Below are 24,184 nucleotides of genomic sequence, written 5' to 3' on the forward strand. Positions count from 1 at the left end.
CCTGTTTCAAGGGCCGCGGCGGCGGGAGGTCCGGGGAGGGAGGTGACCGGCCGTTATTCGCCGGCCAGGGCGGTGGAGAGGGCTCCGTTGCCGGTGATATCCACCACGAAGTTGGCAGTCAGGTCGGAAATGACGCGCGACTCGGCGTTCATCAGGATGGCGATGCCGATCTTGAGCTTTTCCGAGTAGGCCACCGCGGCGCGGAAGCCGGCCACCCAGCCACCGTGGTAGATGATGCGGTCGTCACCGATAGTGTACAGGCGCCAGCCCAGGCCGTAGCCGGCGTGGGACAGGTAGTCGCGCCAGATGCGGTGGCGCATGTGGCGACGGGTCTCCACCCGCTCGGTGGTCATGTCGGCGATCACTTCCGGCGACAGCACCTTGGGGTAGTAGCCCATCTGGGCCTTCAGCCACTGGGCCATGTCCGAGATACTGGCATTGACGCCCGCGGCCGGCCCCGCCAGGTAATACTCGCGCTCCACCTTCACCGGGCGCCAGCCGCGGCCGGTCTGGATGTGGGGGGCCGCGCGGTTATCGGAGGCCATGAACTTCTCCCAGCCCAGGGAGGCATTCTCCATGTCCAGGGGGGTGAAAAAGCGCTCCTTCAGCTGGCGCTCGTAGGAGACACCTGTGGCCTTCTGGATCACGTCCTCGATCAGGCTGAACAGGACATTCTGGTAGCCGTAGCACTTGCCCGGGGTACAGCGCGGGTCGATATTGGCGAACTTGGGCAGGATCTTGCTGAGCGGCTGGTCATCTTCCAGGTAGTTGTCGTAGGCATTCGGCGTGAGGCCCGAGGAGTGGCTCAGCAGGTGCTGCACCTGCAACTGCTTGGACAGGGACGGGGTCTTGAAGCGCAGTTCGGGCACATAGCGCACCACCTTGTCGCCCCAGTCGAACTTCTGCTCGTGCTCCAGCACCGTCGCCATGCTGGCGGCAAAGGTCTTGGAGACGGAGGCGAGACGGAAAACGGTGTTGCGGTCGACCTTGGCCCGCTTGCCCTTGATCCGTACACCATGGGTGTTCATGGCCACCACCTCGTCGCCGCTGACGATCACGTAGGCGGCACCGGGCACCCCGCTTTTCTTCATCAGGTGCTGGAAGTAGCGGTCGAATTCTTTCGCACTCGCATTGATGTCCGCCGCCGAGGCGGGCAGCCACAGGCCAGCCAGCACCAGGGCCAGGGAACAACGGAGGGCGCGTGAAGCACGCCAGCCGAGGATATATGAGATCAGGATCGAGGGTTTCATGCCGTACTTCAGGCCGCCGCGGCAGGTCACAGTATTTACGTATAAGACTAGCAGCCCGCGGAAAAATTCGACCGCTGTGCCGCCTGTCACGAAAACAGAGACATTGTAATCACAAATCGCGTGCTCTGCATCGGCTTTAGCCTGTGGCACAGGCACAAAAAAACCGCCCCGGGGGGCGGTTTCGTGCCTGTGCGCCGCGCCCTGCGGGGGCGCGGGGCCGATTGGCTTACAGCTTCTCGGCGTTCTCGCTCAGGTAAGCAGCAACGCCTTCCGGAGAGGCGTTCATGCCCTTGTCGCCTTCCTGCCAGCCTGCCGGGCAGACTTCGCCGTGCTCCTGGTGGAACTTGAGCGCGTCGACCATACGCAGCATTTCGTCCACGTTACGGCCCAGCGGCAGGTCGTTGACCACCTGGTGACGTACCACACCTTCCTCGTCGATCAGGAAGGAGCCACGGAAGGCCACACCGCCCTCGGACTCTACGTCGTAGGCCTGGCAGATCTCGTGCTTGACGTCGGCAACCAGGGCGTACTGAACCTGGCCGATACCGCCGTCGTTGACGGAGGTGTTGCGCCAGGCGTTGTGGGAGAACTGGGAGTCGATGGAAACACCGATCACCTCAACGCCGCGCTTCTTGAACTCCTCGAAGCGGTGGTCGAAAGCGATCAGCTCGGACGGGCACACGAAGGTGAAGTCCAGCGGGTAGAAGAAGATCACTGCCTTCTTGCCCTTGATGGTCTCGGCCAGGTTGAAGTCCTCAACGATCTCGCCGTTGCCCAGTACCGCGGCAGCGGTGAAGTCCGGAGCAGGTTTGCCTACCAGAACTGCCATAAAAGCCTCCTCATTCCAGTGTTGGATTGCTGATTAAAACGTCGATGCGGTCAATTTATAATCAAAACTTATAAATTGATACGGACTTGATAGTGGTGCGCAATGATACACAGCACCCCCGGCCAGTCCCATAGAAAATTTATATGGTGTCGATAGCGGCTTCTTCAATGCGCCGGCCCGCATTTTCTGCTCGCCGCCTGGCGACTCCCCCACCGCTTCCCGACCCCTGCGTCGCAAATCACCCTGTGGGTCACAAACTCGTCAGCTAGAATGAAAACTGAGCGTTCGCAGAACCTTATTGACACTCATTCTCAATTGCAATACGATCTGCGCATCGTTCTTATTTGGGCCAGTTTGCGCCAGTTTCAGGGTAGTACCGCGATGTACGTATGTATCTGTAAAGGCATCACCGACCGCCAGATCAAGGAGGCGGTTTACGACGGCTCCACCTCGGTGAAGGCCCTGCGTCGCCAGCTGGGCGTATCATCCCAGTGCGGCCGCTGCGCCGAGCTCACCCAGGAAATCATCGAGGAAACCATGGGCGGTGGCATTGTGGCCAACGCCAGCAACGGCCTGTTCTACTCCGCCAGCTGAGCCCCTGTCTCTCCCCGGGCGACCACACTGGTCGCCCAGGTCGGTCGCCCGGCCCATCCCCTGTCCGTGTCGCCAGACTGTGCCCCGGCGCAACAGTACGCAAATAGGTTCTAAGCTAAGGAAACCTTCTGCGGCTACCTGCGGGACACCATGCGGCAATACCTCCTGCACCTGAGCGAAAAACTGCGCACCAGCTTCCTGACGGTACCGGCCACCATGATCGTGGTCGCGATACTGCTGGCCTCGCTGCTGCGCCTGCTGGACAACTGGTACGACCCCGCCGGCTTCACCGGCCTGGACTGGCTCAGGATCCGGGACGCCGAGAGCGCCCGCGCCCTGCTCTCCACCATCGCCGCCTCCACCATCACCGTCGCCGGTACCGTCTTCTCCATTACCGTGGTGGCCCTCACCCTCGCCTCCAACCAGTTCGGCCCGCGCGTGGTGCGCAACTTTGTCCGCGACCGCAGCACCCAGGTGGCGCTGGGCATATTCCTGGCCACGTTCGTCTACGCGCTGGTGACGATCCGCAGTATCGATGTGCTCAGTGACACTAATCGAAGTTACGACCTCGCGGTGCACGCCGGGGTATTCCTGGCCCTGGTCAGCATCGGTTTCCTGGTGTTCTTCATTCACAACGTGGCGCAGACCATCCAGGTGGACAACATCACCCACCAGATCAACAAGGAACTCCACGCGGCAATCGCGCGCGAGTATCCCAAATCCTGGTCTGACGCCGAGGGCGAAAAATTCGATGAGGAACGCCTCGACCTCGGCAGTGGCTGGGTCAATATCCCCAGCGGCAGTGGCGGCTATGTGCAGCTGATCAACAAGCCGGCACTGAAGGCACTGGCGGAGAAATACGACTGCTGCCTGCACATCACCTGCCACCCCGGCGCCTACATTACCCACTGGGGAGTGATCGGCCGCGTCTACCAGCCGCCGGCAGAGATGGAGGAGTTGATTCACGGCACGCAGTGGGCTGTGGAAATGGGACCGGTCCCCACTGCGGAACAGGATATTGTTTTCTCCATCCGCCAGCTGTCGCAGATCGCCGTGCGCGCCCTCTCGCCGGGAGTCAACGACCCCTTCACCGCGTACACCTGTGTCGACCGGCTGGTGGAAGGCCTGGGTACCGTCCTGCAGCGACCGGAGCCCCCCAACTGCTTTGCCGATGACACCGGGCGCCTGCGACTGATCACCTGCGAACTCAGTTTCTCCGACCTGCTGGACGCCTCGCTTGATGAAATCTGTGAGCACGGGCGTGCCAACGGCGTGTTTGTCCGCCACCTGCTTGCCTCCCTGCTCAGGCTCAGCAGGGCCTGTGGCCGCGGTGATGATCGCAGCGGCCTGCTCGCCTATGTAAAGGGACTCGAGGAGGACTGTGAGATTTTTATCGAAAGCAGGAGAGACCTGGAGAAAATTAAATCCACCGTGGAAGAAATCACCGCGCAACTCACCAACTGAGCCACTCCCCCCGCTGCGAATATGTCCATGGCTGCAATTCAGGCTTACCGGAATTTTCCTTTGCGCCTGCTGCCACTGTGACCGGCCTCGCGAGCGCAGCCGCCCTTCTTAACAGGAATCGTTTTCGTTCCGCTTATCGGCCAAATTTGCGTTAAACCCTTTAAATACAGGGTCTGCGCGCACTTCCACCGCGCTTGACTTGCCACAGCCAGCACCGCAAACTCCACCGGATAAACGCCGGCCGCCCTACAATAAAATTCAAGGAAGGCTGCCGGCGTGCGGAGACAACCAATTCACAACAGGACTTTCCCGCGGGTGCTTACCCGGCAGTGCGGGCACAGGAGCAGAAGCTATGAAAGGCGATCCCAAGGTTATCGAACACCTGAACAAGGCGCTGGGCAACGAGCTGGTGGCCATCAACCAGTATTTCCTGCACGCGCGCATGTACGACAACTGGGGCCTGAAAGAGCTGGGCAAGAAGGAATACGACGAGTCCATCGACGAGATGAAACACGCCGACTGGCTGATCGAGCGTATCCTGTTCCTGGAGGGCATCCCCAACCTGCAGCACCTGGGCAAGCTGCTGATCGGCGAAAACCCGAAAGAGATGCTTGAGTGCGACCTGAAGATCGAGTCCAAGGCCATCCCCGACCTGCGCGACGGCATCGCCTATTGCGAATCCGTGCGCGACTACGGCAGCCGTGAGCTGCTGGAAAAAATCCTCGAGTCCGAGGAAGAACACGTCGACTGGCTGGAGACCCAGCTGGAGCTGATGGACCGGGTGGGCATGCAGAACTACCTGCAGACCCAGATGGAAAAAGCCTCCGACTGATCCCTTCGGCGCGGGCCTGCAAACGCGCAGGCCCCTGCTGCCCTCCCCCTTCTTTCTCCCTTATTCACGTCGCTTCCCGCCCTTCCGTGCGAGAATCCGGCTTACGTCCGTACCGGAAACCCGGCGCCACTGGATGCCGGCCTTCGCCGGCATGACGAGAATAAACGGCCCATGTAACGCGCCATCCCGCTGGACCGGCTCACCGGCGCAGGCCGGGATCCAGTATCAGAGTGCGGGCGCAGTGCAATAAGCGGAGCGGTTGTAGGGAGGGGAAATCACCTCCGGGCGGGCATAAAAAAACCGCGGACATTGCCGCGGTTTTTTTATGGGCGTAACGGAGCGAGACTTACTCGTCGCCCTCGCTCTCTGCCGCGGCCTCCTCGACCATGGTCTTCAGCTCACCGCTCTCGTACATCTCCATGATGATGTCGCAGCCGCCGACCAGCTCGCCCTTGATCCACAGCTGCGGGAAGGTGGGCCAGTTGGCGTACTTGGGCAGCTCGGTGCGGATATCCGGGTTGGACAGTACATCGACGTAGGCGAAGCGCTTGCCGCAGGCCATCAGCGCCTGGGAGGCGCGCATGGAAAAGCCGCACTGCGGTGCGTTGGGGCTGCCTTTCATGTAGAGCAGGATGTCGTTCTCGGCGATCTGCTGCTTGATGTTCTCCAGTGTATCCATAGGGATGTCTAACCTCGGGTAGTGGTACCGGTCATTGAATTTGGGGCGCCGCGCCGCTGCCGGCTGTCGCGCACAGGGCGGCATTGTACCCCAGGGCCTGCTAACACTAAAAAGGGCATTTCCCTGCTTCCGCGGCTATCACTCCCCCACCCTTGTGGTAGTATTGCCGGCCAGCCCGGGGAAACTGCGGAATACGATAATCCTAGCAGCATTTTCTGCGGCACCCAGAAATCATCGGCCCATTAGCTTGGCCCATAAGCAGAGGAGACCGCGGCGTGGCCACCCCCGCATTGATGCAGAATTATGGCGAACGGACCCTGACCCTGGTCAGGGGCGAGGGCAACTATGTGTGGGACGACAGCGGCCACCGCTACCTGGACGCCATTGCCGGTATCGCGGTATGCGGCCTCGGGCACTGCCACCCGGCGGTGACCGCCGCACTGCAGGACCAGGCCCACACCCTGCTGCACGTATCCAACCTGTACAACATTCCCGCCCAGGAACAGCTGGCCGACAAACTGGTGGCCGTGTCGGGCATGGACAATGTGTTTTTCTCCAATTCCGGTGCCGAGGCCAACGAGGCCGCCATCAAGCTGGCGCGCCGGCTGGGCAGCGAGCGCGGCCTGGCCTGCCCGCGCATCGTGGTAATGGAGCAGGCCTTCCACGGCCGCACGCTGGCCACCCTGACCGCCACCGGCAACGAGAAGGTGCAGCAGGGCTTCGGGCCGCTGCCCGAGGGCTTCCTGCGGGTGCCCTTCAATGATGTGGAGGCCATCGAGGCGCTGGCAGCAGAGCACGACGACATAGTGGCGGTGCTGGTGGAACCGGTGCAGGGCGAGGGCGGTGTGCGCGTGCCCGACAGCGATTACCTGCGGCGGCTACGCGAGCTCTGCAACCGGCACAACTGGCTGCTGATGCTCGACGAGATCCAGACCGGCAACGGCCGCACCGGCGAGTTGTTCGCCTACCAGCACGCCGGCATACTCCCCGATGTAGTCACTACCGCCAAGGGCCTCGGCAACGGCGTGCCCATCGGCGCCTGCCTGGCCAGTGGCGTAGCGGCGCAGCTGTTCGGCGCCGGCAGCCACGGCTCCACCTTCGGCGGCAACCCGCTGGCCTGCCGGGCCGCGCTGGCAGTGCTGGAGACACTGGAGAGCGAGCGGCTGGTGGAGCGGGCCGCGGCGCTGGGCGACAGCCTGCTGCAGCAGCTGCGCGTGCAGCTGGGCGGCTGCGACGCGGTACGCCAGGTACGCGGGCTGGGCCTGATGGTGGGCATCGAGCTGGACCGCCCCTGCGCCGAGCTGGTGCAGCAGGCGCGCGCCAGTGACCTGCTGATCAACGTCACCGCCGGCAATGTGGTGCGCCTGCTGCCGCCGCTGACGCTGAGTGACAGCGAATGCCGCCAGCTGGCCGATACGGTAAGCACCCTGATACTGCAGTTTGTGCGCAGGGCCGCCTGAGCACCGGGGCACACACCAATACAAGACCAGGTCGGATTCGACCGAACGCCAGAACAAGGAAGGAGACCAGACCCATGGCGACCAGACACTTTCTCACCCTGATGGACCTGTCCCGGGAAGAGCTCAATAGCGTGATCGAGCGCGCCATCGAGCTCAAGGCGCTGCGCGCCCAGGGCATCGCCACCGAACCCTTCCGCGACAAGGTACTGGGGATGATCTTCGAGAAGTCCTCTACCCGCACCCGCGTGTCCTTCGAGGCGGGCATGGCGCAGATGGGCGGCCACGCCCTGTTCCTGTCCCCGCGCGACACCCAGCTGGGCCGCGGCGAGCCGATCGAGGACAGCGCCCGGGTGATCTCGCGCATGGTGGACATGGTGATGATCCGCACCTTCGGCCACAACGTGCTGGAGCGCTTCGCCGAGTACTCGCGGGTGCCGGTGATCAACGCCCTGTCCGACAGTTACCATCCCTGCCAGCTGCTGGCGGATATCCAGACCTTCGTGGAGCACCGCGGCAGCCCCGTCGGCAGCGTGGTGGCCTGGGTGGGCGACGGCAACAACATGTGCCACTCCTATATCAACGCCGCGCGCCAGTGCGACTTCGAGCTGCGCATCGCCTGCCCCGAGGGCTACGAGCCCGACGAATCCATCCTGGCCGCCGCCGGCGATCGCGTGACTATCGTGCGCAAGCCCGAAGACGCCGTGCGCGACGCCGACTGGGTGGCGACCGATGTCTGGGCCTCCATGGGCCAGGAGACCGAGCAGCAGGTGCGCCTGAAGGCCTTCGAGGGCTTCCTGGTTGACCACGAGCTGATGAGCCACGCCCGCAGCGACGCCATCTTCATGCACTGCCTGCCCGCGCACCGCGGCGAGGAAGTGAGCGGCGAGCTGCTGGAGGACGAGAAGATCTCGGTGGTGTGGGACGAGGCGGAAAACCGCCTGCACGCGCAGAAGGCGCTGATGGAATTCCTGCAGGAAAACAGCAACTGATTTTTTCCGCTCCCAACCTTTCACCCTAGCGGACCCTGCAGAGGGAAAAGCGCCCGCTCCGGTTGCACCGGGCGGGCGCTTTTTTTATCTTGCCCCCGCAACCTGCGCAGTTTCCGGCGCCGCTTTTTTATCCAGCACCGGAAATGCTGCCGGGTGTAACCACCTGCCCGGGGCGCGCCGCCTCTCCCGGTCGCTCGGTTTTTGTACACAGGGTGCCGGGGGTGGCCGTTTATTTTTCGAGCACAAGAGTGAACGCGCCGATCAGGTCCAAAAGGTGTGCAAAAAATGCACGCAAAAACGGCGCCCCGCTGCAGCGCCCGCCACCGGCCGCAGCGGTGAAAAAAACCACAGATGCTGCACGCTGGCGTACCAATTTGCTCACTGACTGGACAGGTCGAAACTGTTATTGCTGTTGTTAATTTATAGGCAAAAAACTATTAAAAAAAATTCTTAAAAATGCCGCGCCTTCTCCACAGCTGTACACCGATTAACCACCGCCAGCAATGGCGCCTGCTGGCGGCAAAGTAAATACTGACCTTCACCGGCTACTAACAATTTATCCACAGCCACCCCCGAAGTTATCCTTCTTGAAAACCACCCCCGACCGCATTATCTTGTTGCGCAGTCGAGAGGCGACCCCAACATATAGGGTTTCACTCCAATCACGGCCCCAAGCTGACGGGGGCCGGTCCGACACCGCGCCGGCTCTTTTTTCCGGCGCCATTCAGTCAGTCAGAAGTTTTCCAAGCGAATCCAGAGGTACCCGGCGGGATTTTTCCGCCACCGGCGCCCGGACGTGTCGCGCCCAGAGGTAACAGGTCGGTGACCGGAAGCCGCAGGCAGTAAACGACACAGACGGGGGCGAGCCCTGTTGGCCCTTCCCGCCCGTATCGGCGGGCGGCGCAGAGGCGAGACGGGGACCTCCGCACCGGCCGCAAAGCAAGCGACCGTGTAAGCGGACCAGGACCAGTACATAAGTACACAGCACACACTTGTGGAGATCTACATGCACACAGAGACAGGGCGCTCTCAGTCCGTGCCTTCCGACAAAGGCACTTCCAGGGATCAGGCCGGTAGCGACACCACCCTCGCCGCCACCGCGCCGGGACAGATTCGCGTGATCAAGCGCAACGGCACCGTGGTGCCCTACGATGACAGCAAGATCGCCGTGGCTGTCACCAAGGCATTCCTCGCCGTGGAGGGCGGCACCGCCGCCGCCTCCAGCCGCATCCACGAGAAAGTGCAGGAGCTGGTGGGCCAGATCAGCGCCACCTTCAAGCGCCGCATGCCCTCCGGTGGCACCATCCACATCGAGGAAATCCAGGACCAGGTGGAACTGGCCCTGATGCGCGCCGGCGAGCACAAGATCGCCCGCGACTACGTACTTTACCGCGAAGAGCACGCCCGCCTGCGCGCCGAGAAGGACCAGCAGAAGGCGGCCGCCGCCCAGTCCGGCGAGACCCACCCCAGCATCCGCGTGAAGCAGGAAGACGGCAGCCTGCTGCCGCTGGACATGGATCGCCTGCGCACCATCGTCGCCGAGGCCTGCGAGGGCCTGAAGGACGTGGACGGCGAGGCCATCCTCAGCGAGGCGCTGAAGAACCTGTACGACGGCGTGTCCCAGGACGACATCAACACCGCGCTGGTAATCACCGCGCGCACCCTGGTCGAGCAGGAACCCAACTACACCTACGCCACCGCCTGCCTGCTGCTGGACAAGCTGCGCGCCGAGGCGCTGCGCTTCCTTGGCGTGGCCGACGCCGCCACCGCCCACGAGATGGACGCCCTGTACGTCCAGACCCTCAAGGCCTACGTGGAGAAGGGTATCGAGCTGGAACTGCTCGACCCGGCGCTGGCCACCTTCGACCTGGAGAAACTGGGCGCGGCCATCAAGGGCGAGCGCGATCACCAGTTCACCTACCTGGGCCTGCAGACCCTGTACGACCGCTACTTCCTGCACAGCAACGACATCCGCTTCGAGCTGCCGCAGACCTTCTTCATGCGCGTGGCCATGGGCCTGGCCATCAATGAAGAGAACAAGAACGAGCGCGCGATCGAGTTCTACAACCTGCTGAGCTCCTTCGATTACATGAGCTCCACGCCCACCCTGTTCAACGCCGGCACCCTGCGCCCGCAGCTGTCCTCCTGCTACCTGACCACGGTGCCGGACGACCTGCACGGCATCTACGGCGCCATCCAGGACAACGCCATGCTGTCCAAGTGGGCCGGCGGCCTGGGTAACGACTGGACGCCGGTGCGTTCACTGGGTTCCTACATCAAGGGCACCAACGGTAAGTCCCAGGGCGTGGTCCCCTTCCTGAAAGTGGCCAACGACACCGCCGTGGCGGTGAACCAGGGCGGCAAGCGCAAGGGCGCCGTATGTGCCTACCTGGAAACCTGGCACCTGGATATCGAGGAATTCCTGGAGCTGCGCAAGAACACCGGCGACGACCGCCGCCGTACCCACGACATGAACACCGCCAACTGGGTACCGGACCTGTTCATGAAGCGCGTGTTCGAGGACAAGGAGTGGACCCTGTTCTCCCCGGCCACCTGCCCCGACCTGCACGACCTGGTGGGCAAGGCGTTCGAGGAGCGCTACGAGCACTACGAGAAGCTGGCCGCCGAGGGCAAGCTGAAGCTGCACAAGAAAGTCCGCGCACTGGACCTGTGGCGCAAGATGCTGGGCATGCTGTTCGAGACCGGCCACCCCTGGATCACCTTCAAGGACAGCTGCAACCTGCGCAGCCCGCAGCAGCACGCCGGTGTGGTACACAGCTCCAACCTGTGCACCGAGATCACCCTGAACACCAAGGCCAACGACGAGATCGCCGTGTGCAACCTGGGTTCCGTGAACCTGGCGCAGCACATCGGCGAGGACGGCAAGCTGGACCAGTCCAAGCTGGCCAAGACCGTGAAGACCGCGGTGCGCATGCTCGATAACGTTATCGACATCAACTACTACTCCGTGGACACCGCGCGCCAGTCCAACATGCGCCATCGTCCAGTCGGCCTGGGCCTGATGGGCTTCCAGGACGCGCTGTACAAAGCCGGCATCTCCTACGCCAGCGACGAGGCCGTGGCCTTTGCCGATACCTCCATGGAGGCCATCAGCTTCGAGGCCATCTCCGCCTCCAGCGACCTGGCCAAGGAGCGCGGCAAGTACAAGAGCTACGACGGCTCCCTGTGGAGCAAGGGCATCCTGCCGCTGGACTCCATCAAGATCCTGGCCGAGAACCGCGGCGAGCAGTTCATCGAGCAGGACACCAGCAGCACACTGGACTGGGACGGCCTGCGCAAGAAAGTGTCCAAGCAGGGCATGCGCAACTCCAACGTGATGGCGATCGCGCCCACCGCGACCATCGCCAACATCACCGGGGTTTCCCAGTCCATCGAGCCCACGTACCAGAACCTGTACGTGAAATCGAACCTGTCCGGCGAGTTCACCGTGGTGAACCCCTACCTGGTGCACGACCTGAAGGATCGCGGCCTGTGGGACAAGGTGATGGTCAACGACCTGAAATACTACGAGGGCTCGGTACAGAAGATCGACCGCGTGCCGGCCGACCTGAAGGCCAAGTACGCCACCGCCTTCGAGGTGGAGCCGCGCTGGATCGTGGACGCCGCCAGCCGTCGCCAGAAGTGGATCGACCAGGCGCAGTCGCTGAACCTGTACATCGCCGGCGCCGACGGCAAGAAGCTGGACCTGACCTATCGCATGGCCTGGTACCGCGGCCTGAAGACCACCTACTACCTGCGCGCCCTGGCCGCCACCTCCACGGAGAAGTCCACCGTGAACGGCGGCACCCTGAACGCGGTGAGCGCGAACGGAGGAGCCAACGGCGCCTCGGCAGCCCCGACCGCCGCGCCGCAGGCAGCCCCGGTACCCCAGGCCTGCTCCCTGGACGACCCGGACTGCGAGGCCTGCCAGTAAGGCACACGCTGTAGGAGCCTGCCCTGCAGGCGACCCCGCCGGGCCAAAGCCCGGCGGGCAACAAAGTCTCTCGGGGGAGAGCGTCAAGCCGCACTGCGGCCAGGACCATAAGCTGAGCCCCCGGTCCCCTGCCCTTCGATATTGGAAGTGCAGGAAACCGGACCGGGGAGCGTCAGCCCCTTACCCCCGCAGGCCCCTGTCTGTAGGAGCCTGCTTGCAGGCGACCCGGCGCAAGGCGCCGACCGGGCAACGCGCAAGCGAGACCCGACAAGCGGAACAGAAAATTCCGCAAAAATTGATCTGGCGCAGGAAGCCCTGCCCCACAGTGCGAAAAAATATCGCACAAATTAGACAAGCCCCGGCGCCGTGGCACCAGGGCAGAGAAAAATCGAACACACACGCACGATAAGACGGAAAGGCAAACATATGCTCAGCTGGGACGATCTCGAACAACCGTCACAAAAGAAAGGAGCCTTCAGCGAAAAGACTGAGGCCACCACCGAACCGCGACCGGCGCCGGATGCCGTGCAACAAGTCGCTGAACCGGGAACCTCCTACGAGTCCCACAGCGCTCCGGCGTCGCCCGCGGCCCAATCCACCGTCTCCCCCGCGCCGGCTTCCGACGCGGTGGCAGCGGCGCGGGCCGCGATTGCCGACATGGACCCGGCCCCGGGCCTGGAAGAGCTGGAGATGGGCGCCGCCCGTATCCAGGTCGACGAGAAGCGCATCATCAACTGCCGCGCCGACCTGAACCAGCTGGTGCCCTTCAAGTACGACTGGGCCTGGCAGAAATACCTGGACGGCTGCGCCAACCACTGGATGCCGCAGGAAGTAAACATGAACAAGGACGTGTCCATGTGGAAAGACCCCGAGGGTCTGACCGAGGACGAGCGCCGCATCGTGGAATACTCCCTGGGCTACTTCTCCACGGCCGACTCGCTGGTGGCGAACAACCTGGTGCTGGCCATCTACCGCCACATCACCAACCCTGAGTGCCGCCAGTACCTGCTGCGCCAGTCCTTCGAGGAGGCCATCCACACCCACGCCTACCAGTACTGCGTGGAGTCGCTGGGCATGGACGAGGGTGAGGTATTCAACATGTACCGCGAGGTTCCTTCAGTAGCCAAGAAAGCCGCCTGGAGCCTCAAGCACACCCAGGCCATCGGCGACCCCAACTTCAAGACCGGCACCCCGGAGACCGACCAGGAGCTGCTGCGCAACCTGATCGCCTTCTACGCCGTCACCGAGGGTATCTTCTTCTACTGCGGCTTCTCCCAGATCCTGTCCATGGGCCGCCGCAACAAGATGACCGGCGTGGCCGAGCAGTTCCAGTACATCCTGCGCGACGAGTCCATGCACCTGAACTTCGGCATCGACGTGATCAACCAGATCAAGCTGGAGAACCCGCACCTGTGGACCCCCGAGTTCCAGCAGGAAGTGACCCAGATGATCCTGGAAGGCATGGAACTGGAAGTGGCCTACGCCCGCGACACCATGCCGCGCGGCGTACTGGGAATGAACGCGAACATGATGGAGGAATACCTCCACTTCATCGCCAACCGCCGCCTGAGCCAGCTGGGCTTGAAGGAACACTTCCCCGGCGCCCAGAACCCCTTCCCCTGGATGTCCGAGATCATGGACCTGCGCAAGGAGAAGAACTTCTTCGAAACGCGGGTTATCGAATACCAGACCGGCGGTGCGCTGCAGTGGTAAGAGGAATTACCAAGAAGTAAGAAAGCAAGGACAACTACAACAAGTAGTCGCTCACAGGAAGAGAGGTATTGAAAGCGGGCGAAAGCCCGCTTTTTTTGTTTCTCTAAAGATCAATTCACCCTGAAAGATAGTCGGGTTATTTACGTCACACACCAAGATCACGAGACGCGTCGTCTATCTACACTAAATGTTTACTAACTCATTGAGTCTAAAGAGAATGTCTTTAGCTGAGCAGATTTAAACAGCCGCTGGATAGCAAGACGCATCGCGATTTTGAGTGAGCAAGAACACTGACGAGCGTCCTAAGGTGTTGAATAGTATGAGCTATTTACGAATACTCATCACATGGGGCCTGTAGATAGACGACGGACGGATATATAGACGCGTCCTTTGAATAAACTGTTACGTTTAAATATGAAAATTAGTTTCTCTGGATTTATTTTTTTACTAATCACTGCGGGAATTCTTGAATTCAGTATGCAGATGATTTCCGGATTCTATAATTTTATGTTTACAGACTACTCTGAAGTTTCTAAGGGCGTTGTGGTCTCATCGGAACAAGTTGAATCCTGCGGAAGGTATAATTGCGTGCCTACTTGGAAGTTAAAATATGAGTATGATGTGAATGGCACTCCCTTTTATGGAAGTAGAGTTATGTTATTCCGAGACAATGGAGAGTACAAAAGAGTCTTAAGTACATACATGGAGGGCAGTGAGGTTATTATTAATTACAATAAGAAATATCCTCATTACTCACTTTTGGAGTTGCCCAAACTAGGTGAAGCCCCTTGGGGTAGGTTAATTTTTTGGCTCGGCAGTGTATGTTTAGTCAATTGGTTTTTTTGCGCTTTGGATCGCATGAGATCATGGCCATGAGGCTGGTCCAACGTAACAAAGCCAGGCAGTTTGCTACGGGCCCTTGGCCCTCCGCGGGACAGCTTACCTTGTGCACGTTTTGCGCTGGTCGCTACGCTCCCATTTTCGCGCAAAAAGCGCACAAGGTAAGCTGCCCCTGCTGGCGGCGTTAAAACTCATCATGAAAAAGTGCTGTGGTAAAACACTAATCCCAAAGATTCGGTACAAAGCGAGCATCATGGACTCGGTTGGGCTCGTGATTCTACTGGGGTTCTTCTTGTCAATCTTTGGGCTTATTGCTTGGGGGTTGTCTGCTTTGCTTGTTTCGATCGTTGCTGATGGAGCGGGTAGCTACACAAGGGATCTGGTACGTACGGCTGCTGGCATTTTGGTCATCTTGTACGGGCTGTATAAATTTTTACCAAAATTGATAAATGCTTTTAGTTATCTTGTGAACTACAAAATGACAATCACAGCGAAGTGTAAAAGCTGTGGCAAGGAGTACGTTCTAGCTAATTACCCGAAGAGCGAGGACCCGTTTTAACAAAGCCAGGCAGTTTGCTCCGGGCCTTCGGCCCTCCGCGGGACAGCTTACCTTGTGCAGGTTTTGCGCAGGTTGCGGCGCTCCCATTTTCGCGCAAAAACGCGTACAAAGTAAGCTGCCCATACTGGCGGCGTTATGTGTCGCTAAGAGGTTAAATCAATATGAGTGAGCGGGGACCAGATCAGAAACTACTAGCAATTGGTTTCGTTGCACTTGTTATTTCCGGTTTTGGTTTTCTACTTGCAAATTATGGCTATACCAAGTCAGGCGGCACATTAATGTTTATTTGCATCGGTGTTATCTGGTGGGTAGTGTTCTCTGGGATAAGAGATTTCTTCAAAAAGTGAGTGTCTATGGGGTAACACATAACAAGGCCGGGCAGAAAACTCCGGGCCTTCGGCCCTCCGTGGGACAGCTCACCTTGTGCACCTTTTGCGCAGGTCGCTACGCTCCATTTTCGCGCAAAATGCGCACAAGGTAAGCTGCCCCTCCCGGCGGCGTTATGCAATAATTGGGGTCAGATCAAAATTTCGGCATGGGATTACTCGACTCAAAAAAGTATCAAAAGCCTGATCCTACCCCTATTTTCCGAGAAACGACTGCCGACGACAGCGTCGCAACAGCGACGTTATTATATGGTTTAAAAAAGCAATGAAAAAATATTTTTCTTTAATTTTTATCTCACTAGCACTATTTTCTGCTTGCTCGACAAGTATTACTTCATATGAAGTAATACAGGCCGTAAAAAGTACGGAAGACCTTGATAGCGAAAAGAAATGGGCTTTGATGACCGGCAGATGGTATGGAAACCAACCAACAAAAGAAGGCGGGAACAGAGAGCAAATAATAGAGAGGTACCCAGATGGCACTTACAAAGTGGATTTTCGTATCCATAAAATGGATGGGTCATTTGAAGCGCATTCTGAGGTCGGGTACTGGGGTGTATCCGGTCCAATCTATTTCTCAATATTCAAAGGGTGGCTGCAAGATGGAAAAATTTTACCTTCATCACCGTCAAACCCGTATAACTACGATGCCTATGAAATAGTCAGCCTTAGTGAAGAAACGTTTAAGTACCGAAGTTTTAGATCAGACAATAAGTTCACCTTAATTAAGGTGGGTGCTGAATTCCAGCTTGGTGACCAGTAAATAAATGGGTCAGGGTAAAATTTCGGCCAGTAAGAAATAATTGGGGTCAGAGTAAAATTTTGGCAGATAAGGCATCATCAACCAACCGTTGCCGATTGATCACTTAGAACAACAAGAGCAAGGAACGCGATGAAAGACCTCGATGACCATAAGAAAATCGCCGTATTGATCGATGCGGACAACGCCCAGTACTCCAAGGTCAAGGCGATACTGGACGAGATTTCAGCGCACGGCCATATCGTCATCAAGCGGGCCTATGGCGACTGGTCCAGCGACAACCTGAAGAACTGGAAGAAATCCCTGAACGAACTGGCCATCCAGCCGGTGCAGCAGTTCGCCTACACCACCGGCAAGAACTCCACCGATGCCTCGATGATCATCGATGCCATGGACCTGCTCTACTCCAAGCGCTTTGATGCCTTCGCCCTGGTGTCCAGCGACAGCGACTTCACCAAACTGGCCGCCCGCCTGCGTGAGGACGAGAAGTTTGTGTTCGGCTTCGGCGAGCGCAAGACGCCCACTCCTTTCCGCAAGTCCTGCGATGACTTCATCTTCACCGAAAACCTGGGCGGTGATGACGAGTCCGCACAGGTCAAGGCAGCTGGCAAACCAAAAGAGGCCGCATCCAAGAAAAGCCTGAATGACCCCGCCGAGCTGATCCCGCTACTCACCAAGGCCTGGGAACAGTTCCAGGACGACAGCGGCTGGGCCAATGCGTCTGCGGCCGGCAGCTTCCTGAAGCGATCGATGCCGGATTTCGATCCCCGCTCCTACGGAGCGGCCAAGTTCTCGCATCTATTAGAGAGCCTGAAAGGTAAACTAGAAATCAAAAGGAAGAAGGGGAATGGCAATCAGATCGCCTATCGGGTGAAGCGTACCAAATCCCAGGCCAGGCGCCAGGCAACCACATCCAGAATAGAAGAACCTGCATGACAGGAGCAAATGGGCTCGGAGCGGTCTTATGGCACTTAAAGTCGCAAAATTCGGACGCGCCATAACCTAACCTTCTACTTTTTCAGCTAACCCTGTCTTTCCAAAATAACAGAGCATAAAAATGCAAAAACCCAGCCTCTTCCTCGCTTTCCTTGCCTCTATCGGCGCCCCATATACGCAGGCAGATGAGTGGGTTTGCTATAGCCCAAACAACACTGGCAGTTCGGTAATAGCAACTGAAATAGAATCTGGGGAACCTCGTGAATTTTCGCTTACCGCCAGCAGCTTCTTATGCCTCGAGAAGCCGCTTGATGCCGGAAAAATAAACCTTGTGGATTTTGCAGCTGGTGTGCCATTCAAGTATATCCGCAACCGGGGTGAATACTCATTCTCAATAGATCCAGCTGAATTCGTGAGAGTCCAGGAATCTGGAATTGAGTTACTGGAATCATTTCAATCAGTATCCTTCTACCACGAGGATGGAAGGATCCAGCAAATATTCAAGCGGCAGGAGACATTTCAGGACAGCTTCGCTGGCAATCTTAAAGCAGGAGTCAATGGCGAAATGAACTTGCTTTATTTCTTCAATCTAGAAAAGCCAGCATTCAATTACACCATACTGCTACTGGACCCAAAGAGAAAGTGCGCCTGGTCTGAATGGCCCGGCATTCATACTCTCGACTGGGATGGATGGGGTGTCTGCTCAACCCATCCAGCCGCCGACAAGAAGGTAAATCAGTAGAAGAGGCTTTGGCCGTAGAGACGGATACCCATGCATAAGGGGGAGAGACGTTAAACTTCATGTATCGGACACTCAGCATCATTTTTATCACTACGCTACTTACCGGCTGCGGCGCCTTTCCTCGCTCAATAGACCTGGACTCGAGCGGTGCTAGCCGTGCTTACAAATGCCTGGCACCGATTGACTATGTCGTGCTTCGCAGACCATGGAACACTTGCCCAACATTTTCCTCAACGCCTAAATTAGCGCACCTCAATAAAAAATGGGCGGTCGTGCCCATCACTTCAGATGGTCACTACCAAACTGTGCAACGAGCCAAGAACAATGCCCACAAGCTCGATGCAGGCATAAAGAATTGTCAGGTGCCCACCAGAGTCAACGAAATCGTTGATCTTTCTCCTGACGCAAGGATACGGGTAGAGACGATGAGCGCGCTAAGCGACACAATCGGGCCACGATTGTACTTCAGCGGCACTGCAACCATCGCCGGCTCAGAGTACGAGGTCTATTTTGACGGGTATCCCCCCACGTCGGATAGCTCCCCTATTGGGTTCGATATCAAAGAGTATTTTAAGCCGTGCGAGGACAAATAACATCTGATCAATATCCAGGATATTGAATTCACCATAATAGGCAACCTGCAAAGAGTTACTGAAAACTTATCGCGAATGAATCATAATTTTATAAAAGCGATTCACAGGTAATAAAAATGGATAAATGCCCTGACTTCAAACGGTACAACCTCCAGGAGCTTCAAGAAGCCTACTTCGGGGTAAATAAAGACACCTACCCCGAGCGAGCCCGGGAGATCCTGCAAAGGATCGAGCAAAGAAAACAGTCTCACCCGGAAGAATTGCCTTCGCCAAAAGTCGGTCCCGCTCTTCGGGGCGAGCGTTTGCTCGCTGCCATAATTGACGGAACTGTCATTATTGTCGCTTTTATACCGGTAGCCATTCTCGTTGGCTCGAAATACTCAGAAAGCAATCCAGTAATGTATCCGCTGTTTGTGCTCGCATATACCTACTTCGTCTTTTTGGTGATCAACAGCTCACTATTGCTTGAGCGGGGGCAAACGGTAGGGAAGAAAATACTTGGCATATCAATTCGGGATATAGAGGGCAAGATCCCCGACTTCGACACGCTGATTTTCTACAGGCCTTTACTCAAGATGGCCTTTGCCATCGTCTCCCCTCTGGATTTTTTGAACAAGCTGTTCATTTTTCGCGCGGATAGACGCTGCATCCATGACCACCTTGTTAAAACCAGGGTGGAGTACTTACAGGAGGGCTGATAAGGGGTGCCAAATAAATGAAATAAATGGGGCCAGATCAAACTTTTAGCGTTGAACCACCCAGGACAAAGACGCTCCAAAAGCTTCACCTGACCACATTTTACCGACTACCGACGACCCGGGCTCGTACCGATAACTGGAGAAGTAACCCGCAATGACCGACAACAGCTGGGATAGTTATGCCGAAGGATGGGACAGCAATAGCGATGTAATCACCTATTCGGAGCGCGCCTTTCGGTCCCTGGCCGAAACCCTGGATTGCAAAGGCGCCCGAATCCTGGATTTCGGCTGCGGTACGGGCCTGCTGACGGAACGCCTCGCTCCCCTGGCAAGCAGTATCGTCGCCCTCGATCCATCAGGGAAAATGCTTGCCGTACTGGACGCAAAGCAACTGGGCAATGTCACTACCATACAATCCAGCCTGACCCGGGAGCTGGTCGACCAAAACAGGCAGCTCCAGGAAGGGTTCGACCTGATCGTCGCCTCCTCCGCACTGGCGTTTGTCCCGGACTACACGGACACAGTACGACTGTTGGCTAAGCTGCTGAACAGGAATGGCCGGCTGGTGCAGTGGGATTGGCTGAAGGAAGACAGTGGCGAAGATACCGGATTTACCCGCGAAGACATCGCTGCCGCCTTCAGGGACGCCGGCCTGTCCGACATCCAGGTAACCGTACCCTTCTTCATGGGCACGGGTGAAAACCAGTTGGACGTTGTAATGGGCACAGGCACCAAGCAATAAGAATACTCCTGGCCGCGCCGGCGGAGCTTGAGCATGCCTCTGTCATTAGGTCTGGGCGGTACCGAATTAGACCCAGGATTCATGGCGTGGACTCGCTGCGTGGCGGTGGTGACAGATAGAGCCAAAAAAAGGACATCCATTGATTGCCCCCTTTTTACCGCTCACAGCTGAACTGCTGAACTTAATGAGCCGTCTGCAATATCTGCAGGACAAATTTTGTGCGCATTGGCCCCAAAACACCTTTCTACAATCCCTGGGGCAAGGTATAACTTCAGACATGACAGGCAACCCAAGACAACCCGTGGCTCCCGTGCAACCGTTTAATACCCAATTTACGCTATCCCGCGAATACCTTGCCGAGTGTTTCGACCAGTCTTTACCCCACGGTAAAGGTGCCAAGCCCAACTACCTGTTCCCGCTATTACTGTTTACCGCCGGTGCAGGCTTACTAACGTTCACTGAGCAGCCCAAAGTCGCCGGTTACATGTTGATCGCTTTAGCGATTCTGGAGCTACTGCATATTCGATTCCGGCGCGCCTGGTGGTTGACACGGCAGATGTGGGGCAAGGGTGCCGGCGGCGAAGTGAAATTAACTGTAAATGATGACGGTATCCAGACCCAGACAGCCCATACGCAAACAGCGCTATTGTGGTCTGATATAGAGCGCGTCATTGAAACCGATTTGGGACTGATTCTGGTGGCCAAGTCCGGCGGCCGGCAGTACTTGTCCAAATCGCTGTTTCCTGCTGATTTGGTGCCCGAGATCATTGCCAGGGCCAATGCAGAAGCTTGAACCTACTCCAGCCACCACCAGGAGAATTCGTGCACAGCTCCGCCAAAACTCCATACACCCATGGATTGAAAATGGGCGAAATAGCCAAAAAAAGGACATCCATTCATTACCCCCCTTCTTACCGCTCACAGCTGACCCGCTGAACTTGATGAGCCGCCTGCAATATCTGCAGGGCAAATTTTGTGCGCATTGGCTTGTTAATAGCCACCCCTTCAAACAAGATGGCGACCGCATCACACAATCGGTACAATCCCGCGCACATTTTTAGCTTATAGAGTTCGGGGGAAGTGTGGTTGCGTTAATGATGATTCGCGGGGGATTGCCGGTAGTCGGTGGGGCGATGGGCATGCTGGTGATTTCTTTTCTCGGGGGGCTGTTCCTGGCCGACTACACGGCGATCGTCATTTCATACTGGAACATGCTCATGCAGTGGATCCACATGTGGGTAGAGAATCTCGTCTATTGGGTAGCCGGCCCGGAAGCACTGACGGCCAGCTGGCAGACTTACGATGAAAACGGCGATATCGCCAAGACTTATTACTCGTTTGATGAATGGTACGAGCAGGAAGATGGTGGCGATACGGTACACATCACACCCACCGCGTTCGGGCTGGGCCTCAGGAACTTCTTTGACATCCTGATTCTGGGCACCGACAAGACTGCCTCGGTGATTACCTTCATGGTGCTGTATTACATTGCGGAATTCACCATTTTCTTTAAAGTGCTCGCTCGCATTGCGCGCAGCGACGAGAAACTTCCGGAAATCAAGCAACGCTTCGAGGTTTAACCCCACCGCTTGTGTCCATTCTATTTTCTGGCCGGGCTATTCCGGCCGGAAAATGGACCCTCCCATCGCCTGGCGCCCTCCCCGGCATCCCAGTCAGCGCTGTGCCTTTCCAGCAGCTCACGCCAGTGGGCGGGCGCGCAGGCCCCCAGTGGCATCCGGTTCCACTTCTCTTGGCTCTATTCAGAAATCTCAATCCAACGCGAGCCTTTTTACGCCGTGGATCTTTGGCTAACTGATACTCGATAACCGGGCGGTTGCCGGTGCCCCTTTCCTGGCAAATACTTCCTGGATGAAAGAAGATCCCAAGCAAGGCCAGTCTGGCGACCCGGGCCCGGACAACCAGCGCGTCGAGGCCCTGGAGACCGCCGGCGGTTCCGATGCCGAAGCGCCAAAGGATGTCCAGCAGCAGGTAGAGTCACACGAGGCGCAGCAGTCGAAGAAATTCGGCACCTTCGCCGGGGTGTTCACGCCGACCCTGCTCACCATCCTCGGTGTCATCATGTTCCTGCGCGAGGGCTGGGTCATCGGCAATGCCGGCCTGGGCAGCGGGATCCTCATTATCCTGCTGTTATTTGGCATTACCGCCGCCACGGCGCTGTCCATGGCCACGTTCCTGACCAATATCCGCGCCGCTTAGTTTGGCGTTACGTCGCCCCAACCGGGGTGTATGAGGGCATTTATGACAGATAAAAAAGCGCAACCGCCAGGTTTTTCGATTCGAGAAGCGACAGATGCCGACCTTCCAGTGCTCGTGGATTTTCTTGCCAAGCTCGCCCTTCATGTCGTTGGTTGCGCGCCGAAGACGCTCAAGGAGGATGAGCAGCAACGCCTGCGGGAGGTGTTGCAGTCGGCACTGGGCGACGAGAACAAACAGCTGCTAGTCGCAGAGACCCCGGAGTTTGGCCTTGTCGGCATGGGGTATGTCTACGTTTGGCGCAGTCAAGGCATCTGGGAACAAACCGAGCCCGTTGAATATCGATCGGGGGTTATCGATGATGTATGGGTGGAGCCAGAGTTTCGCAGTCGGGGTGTTTTCAGGGCATTGCTCAAGCAGTTGGTAGCATTTGCGGAAAGTCACCATGCGTACGAGCTAATCCTCGAATACACGGCAACCAACAAGCAAGCCAGGGCGGTTTGGACCAAGATGGGTTTTGTAACCACTGGAGTTCGTGCCTCGGCGCCTACTTCAACGGTAAAGGCCGCCCTGGCCGAGTAGCATCTGGTGCTATTAGCTCTCAGAGCGATGGCATTTCGGTTTTTCGAAAGACGGAGAGTTCCATGATTGGTGATCGAAGCGTTCATGTGTTTTACGATGACATCATGCTGGAGCATAACCCCGAGGTGGAGCTACCGTTCCTGGCCAGCCGCGTAGAAAAACGTGTCAGAACTGTTCTCGCCGGGCTGAACTTCAAATGGAGTTATCCTGAGCATCCTGGACGGCTTTCGGAGATCAAAGCGTATCTGGAAAAAAACCCCATCCCCGGGGTCCAGATTCGCACCGGCGCCAAACCGGCAAGCTACGAGCAGCTTGCCCGGGTTCATACAACCTCCTATCTAGACCACCTTACCTCGCTGGCGGGCAAGAGCGCCTGGCTCGACAAAGACACAACGGCCGTTTCTCCGGCCAGCATCGATGCCGCGACCGCGGCTGCCGGTAACGCAATTGCTGCCGTAGAAAGCGTTGTCAATGGTGACTCACAAAGCGCGTTTGCGCTCATCCGACCGCCGGGCCACCATGCGGAGCCCGTTCGCGCGCGCGGATTCTGCCTGCTCAATAATGTCGCCGTAGCCGCCGCCCACGCTCAGGCCAAGTTGGGATGTGAGCGTGTCCTGATCGTCGACTGGGATGCCCACCACGGTAACGGTACCCAGGATATCTTCTGGGCAGACCCGGATGTGTTGTTTTTCGATACGCATTGCGCCGCGCCGTTCTACCCGGGCACCGGACACCTTGAGCACGTGGGCGATGGTCTTGGTGAGGGCTATACCATTAATATGCCGCTGCCAGAGTCCGCTGGCGACATCGCCTTTGAAAAGGCGTTTCGTGAAATTCTTGTTCCAGCGGCTGACTACTTCAAACCCGATTTGGTACTAGTTTCGGCCGGATTCGATCCCCATCGCAACGATATGGCGCTGAACTTGACCTTCGACGGCTTTAAAGTAATCACCCGCATCGTGCAGGAAATTGCCGATAAACATTGCCAGGGGCGACTAGCGTGTGTTCTGGAGGGCGGCTATAACCTTACCTCGCTTTCCCATGGGACACATGCCGTGCTGGAAGTACTCGCAGGCGGCGATGTTCCCGGGCTGTTTGAAGCCGGCGTCAAGGAAGTTCAAGCAGCCACAGAATTCCACCGCTCTGCATTTGCCGAAGAGGATGAGGCACGTTCGTATTAGCGCTCCCGGCACCTAAGGTAGCGCTGGCCAATTCGAGTCCCGGAGCCGGGCTAACGAAGTAGTCAAGAAATTAATTTGGGTCGCCCATTAGCCGGCCCCCGTCAATTGGACAAGGGCGGAATCCGGCATCCTCTGGACCATATACAAGCCAGTACCAGTTGTAGGTTGACTCTACACGGTCTCCTGAACAACCTCCTTGATCGGCTT

The 24,184-nt window shown here is 57.8% G+C and carries 23 protein-coding genes; 20 read left to right on the forward strand and 3 right to left on the reverse strand.

The features are described 5' to 3' along the window. Positions 1–53 precede the first annotated feature (53 nt). Positions 54–1,250, reverse strand: a complete 1,197-nt coding sequence (locus tag BLT26_RS01895) for a serine hydrolase domain-containing protein (protein WP_091508712.1) — start codon at positions 1,248–1,250, stop codon at positions 54–56. 226 nt (positions 1,251–1,476) lie between these two features. Further along, the gene (locus BLT26_RS01900) at positions 1,477–2,079 is read right to left on the reverse strand and encodes a peroxiredoxin (protein ID WP_091507336.1); all 603 of its coding nucleotides are present in this window, start codon (positions 2,077–2,079) and stop codon (positions 1,477–1,479) included. A gap of 381 nt (positions 2,080–2,460) precedes the next feature. On the opposite strand from BLT26_RS01900, the gene BLT26_RS01905 reads away from it, so the two are divergent. The 3 genes from BLT26_RS01905 (at position 2,461) to bfr (ending at position 4,969) form a co-directional block, all read left to right on the forward strand. Beyond that, a complete protein-coding gene (locus BLT26_RS01905; RefSeq protein WP_091507340.1) occupies positions 2,461–2,673 on the forward strand; it encodes a bacterioferritin-associated ferredoxin in 213 nt (70 codons plus the stop codon). Positions 2,674–2,823: 150 nt separating this feature from the next. Next, positions 2,824–4,137: a DUF2254 domain-containing protein gene (locus BLT26_RS01910; RefSeq protein WP_091507344.1), complete on the forward strand. Its 1,314-nt coding sequence runs from the start codon at positions 2,824–2,826 to the stop codon at positions 4,135–4,137. A 352-nt stretch (positions 4,138–4,489) separates the two neighbouring features. Then, on the forward strand, positions 4,490–4,969 hold the full coding sequence (gene bfr, locus BLT26_RS01915; protein ID WP_091507347.1) for a bacterioferritin: 480 nt from the start codon (positions 4,490–4,492) through the stop codon (positions 4,967–4,969). A gap of 346 nt (positions 4,970–5,315) precedes the next feature. On the opposite strand, the gene grxD is transcribed toward bfr, so the two are convergent. Next, a complete protein-coding gene (gene grxD, locus BLT26_RS01920) occupies positions 5,316–5,648 on the reverse strand; it encodes a Grx4 family monothiol glutaredoxin (RefSeq protein WP_091507350.1) in 333 nt (110 codons plus the stop codon). 275 nt (positions 5,649–5,923) lie between these two features. On the opposite strand from grxD, the gene BLT26_RS01925 reads away from it, so the two are divergent. From BLT26_RS01925 to BLT26_RS01995, 17 genes are all read left to right on the forward strand, one after another. Further along, entirely contained in the window at positions 5,924–7,108 is a 1,185-nt protein-coding gene (locus tag BLT26_RS01925; RefSeq protein ID WP_217631353.1) for an aspartate aminotransferase family protein, read from the forward strand. Positions 7,109–7,182: 74 nt separating this feature from the next. After that, complete coding sequence (gene argF / locus BLT26_RS01930) at positions 7,183–8,097, forward strand: ornithine carbamoyltransferase (RefSeq protein WP_091507355.1); 915 nt, start codon at positions 7,183–7,185, stop codon at positions 8,095–8,097. 1,006 nt (positions 8,098–9,103) lie between these two features. Then, entirely contained in the window at positions 9,104–12,031 is a 2,928-nt protein-coding gene (locus BLT26_RS01935) for a ribonucleoside-diphosphate reductase subunit alpha (protein ID WP_091508716.1), read from the forward strand. Positions 12,032–12,457: 426 nt separating this feature from the next. Further along, positions 12,458–13,744: a ribonucleotide-diphosphate reductase subunit beta gene (locus tag BLT26_RS01940; protein WP_091507358.1), complete on the forward strand. Its 1,287-nt coding sequence runs from the start codon at positions 12,458–12,460 to the stop codon at positions 13,742–13,744. Between the two features lie 507 nt (positions 13,745–14,251). Continuing rightward, positions 14,252–14,620 carry a DUF3592 domain-containing protein gene (locus BLT26_RS16725; RefSeq protein ID WP_425435263.1) on the forward strand — a complete coding sequence of 123 codons (369 nt, stop codon included), beginning with the start codon at positions 14,252–14,254 and terminating at the stop codon, positions 14,618–14,620. Positions 14,621–14,690: 70 nt separating this feature from the next. Further along, on the forward strand, positions 14,691–15,143 hold the full coding sequence (locus BLT26_RS01945; RefSeq protein ID WP_139169350.1) for a hypothetical protein: 453 nt from the start codon (positions 14,691–14,693) through the stop codon (positions 15,141–15,143). A 161-nt stretch (positions 15,144–15,304) separates the two neighbouring features. Then, positions 15,305–15,490, forward strand: coding sequence for a hypothetical protein (locus tag BLT26_RS16155; protein WP_139169351.1), 186 nt, complete (start codon positions 15,305–15,307; stop codon positions 15,488–15,490). A 304-nt stretch (positions 15,491–15,794) separates the two neighbouring features. Continuing rightward, complete coding sequence (locus BLT26_RS16160; RefSeq protein WP_139169352.1) at positions 15,795–16,292, forward strand: hypothetical protein; 498 nt, start codon at positions 15,795–15,797, stop codon at positions 16,290–16,292. Between the two features lie 129 nt (positions 16,293–16,421). Beyond that, positions 16,422–17,225, forward strand: a complete 804-nt coding sequence (locus tag BLT26_RS01950; RefSeq protein WP_091507366.1) for an NYN domain-containing protein — start codon at positions 16,422–16,424, stop codon at positions 17,223–17,225. 121 nt (positions 17,226–17,346) lie between these two features. Next, positions 17,347–17,967 (forward strand): hypothetical protein, encoded by a 621-nt coding sequence (locus BLT26_RS01955; protein WP_139169353.1) that lies wholly within the window; start codon positions 17,347–17,349, stop codon positions 17,965–17,967. 709 nt (positions 17,968–18,676) lie between these two features. After that, positions 18,677–19,258, forward strand: a complete 582-nt coding sequence (locus BLT26_RS01965) for an RDD family protein (protein WP_091507378.1) — start codon at positions 18,677–18,679, stop codon at positions 19,256–19,258. A 154-nt stretch (positions 19,259–19,412) separates the two neighbouring features. Continuing rightward, complete coding sequence (locus BLT26_RS01970; RefSeq protein ID WP_091507383.1) at positions 19,413–20,000, forward strand: class I SAM-dependent DNA methyltransferase; 588 nt, start codon at positions 19,413–19,415, stop codon at positions 19,998–20,000. Positions 20,001–20,139: 139 nt separating this feature from the next. Next, positions 20,140–20,793: a YcxB family protein gene (locus BLT26_RS01975; RefSeq protein ID WP_245720547.1), complete on the forward strand. Its 654-nt coding sequence runs from the start codon at positions 20,140–20,142 to the stop codon at positions 20,791–20,793. Positions 20,794–21,094: 301 nt separating this feature from the next. Then, entirely contained in the window at positions 21,095–21,580 is a 486-nt protein-coding gene (locus BLT26_RS01980; protein ID WP_139169354.1) for a hypothetical protein, read from the forward strand. 289 nt (positions 21,581–21,869) lie between these two features. Then, complete coding sequence (locus BLT26_RS16545) at positions 21,870–22,217, forward strand: hypothetical protein (protein ID WP_091507394.1); 348 nt, start codon at positions 21,870–21,872, stop codon at positions 22,215–22,217. Positions 22,218–22,259: 42 nt separating this feature from the next. Beyond that, entirely contained in the window at positions 22,260–22,796 is a 537-nt protein-coding gene (locus BLT26_RS01990; protein ID WP_175452997.1) for a GNAT family N-acetyltransferase, read from the forward strand. A 62-nt stretch (positions 22,797–22,858) separates the two neighbouring features. Continuing rightward, positions 22,859–23,977 carry a histone deacetylase family protein gene (locus BLT26_RS01995; protein ID WP_091507401.1) on the forward strand — a complete coding sequence of 373 codons (1,119 nt, stop codon included), beginning with the start codon at positions 22,859–22,861 and terminating at the stop codon, positions 23,975–23,977. Positions 23,978–24,184: the final 207 nt, after the last annotated feature.

The sequence above is a fragment of the Microbulbifer yueqingensis genome, assembly GCF_900100355.1.
Taxonomy (GTDB): Bacteria; Pseudomonadota; Gammaproteobacteria; order Pseudomonadales; family Cellvibrionaceae; genus Microbulbifer; species Microbulbifer yueqingensis.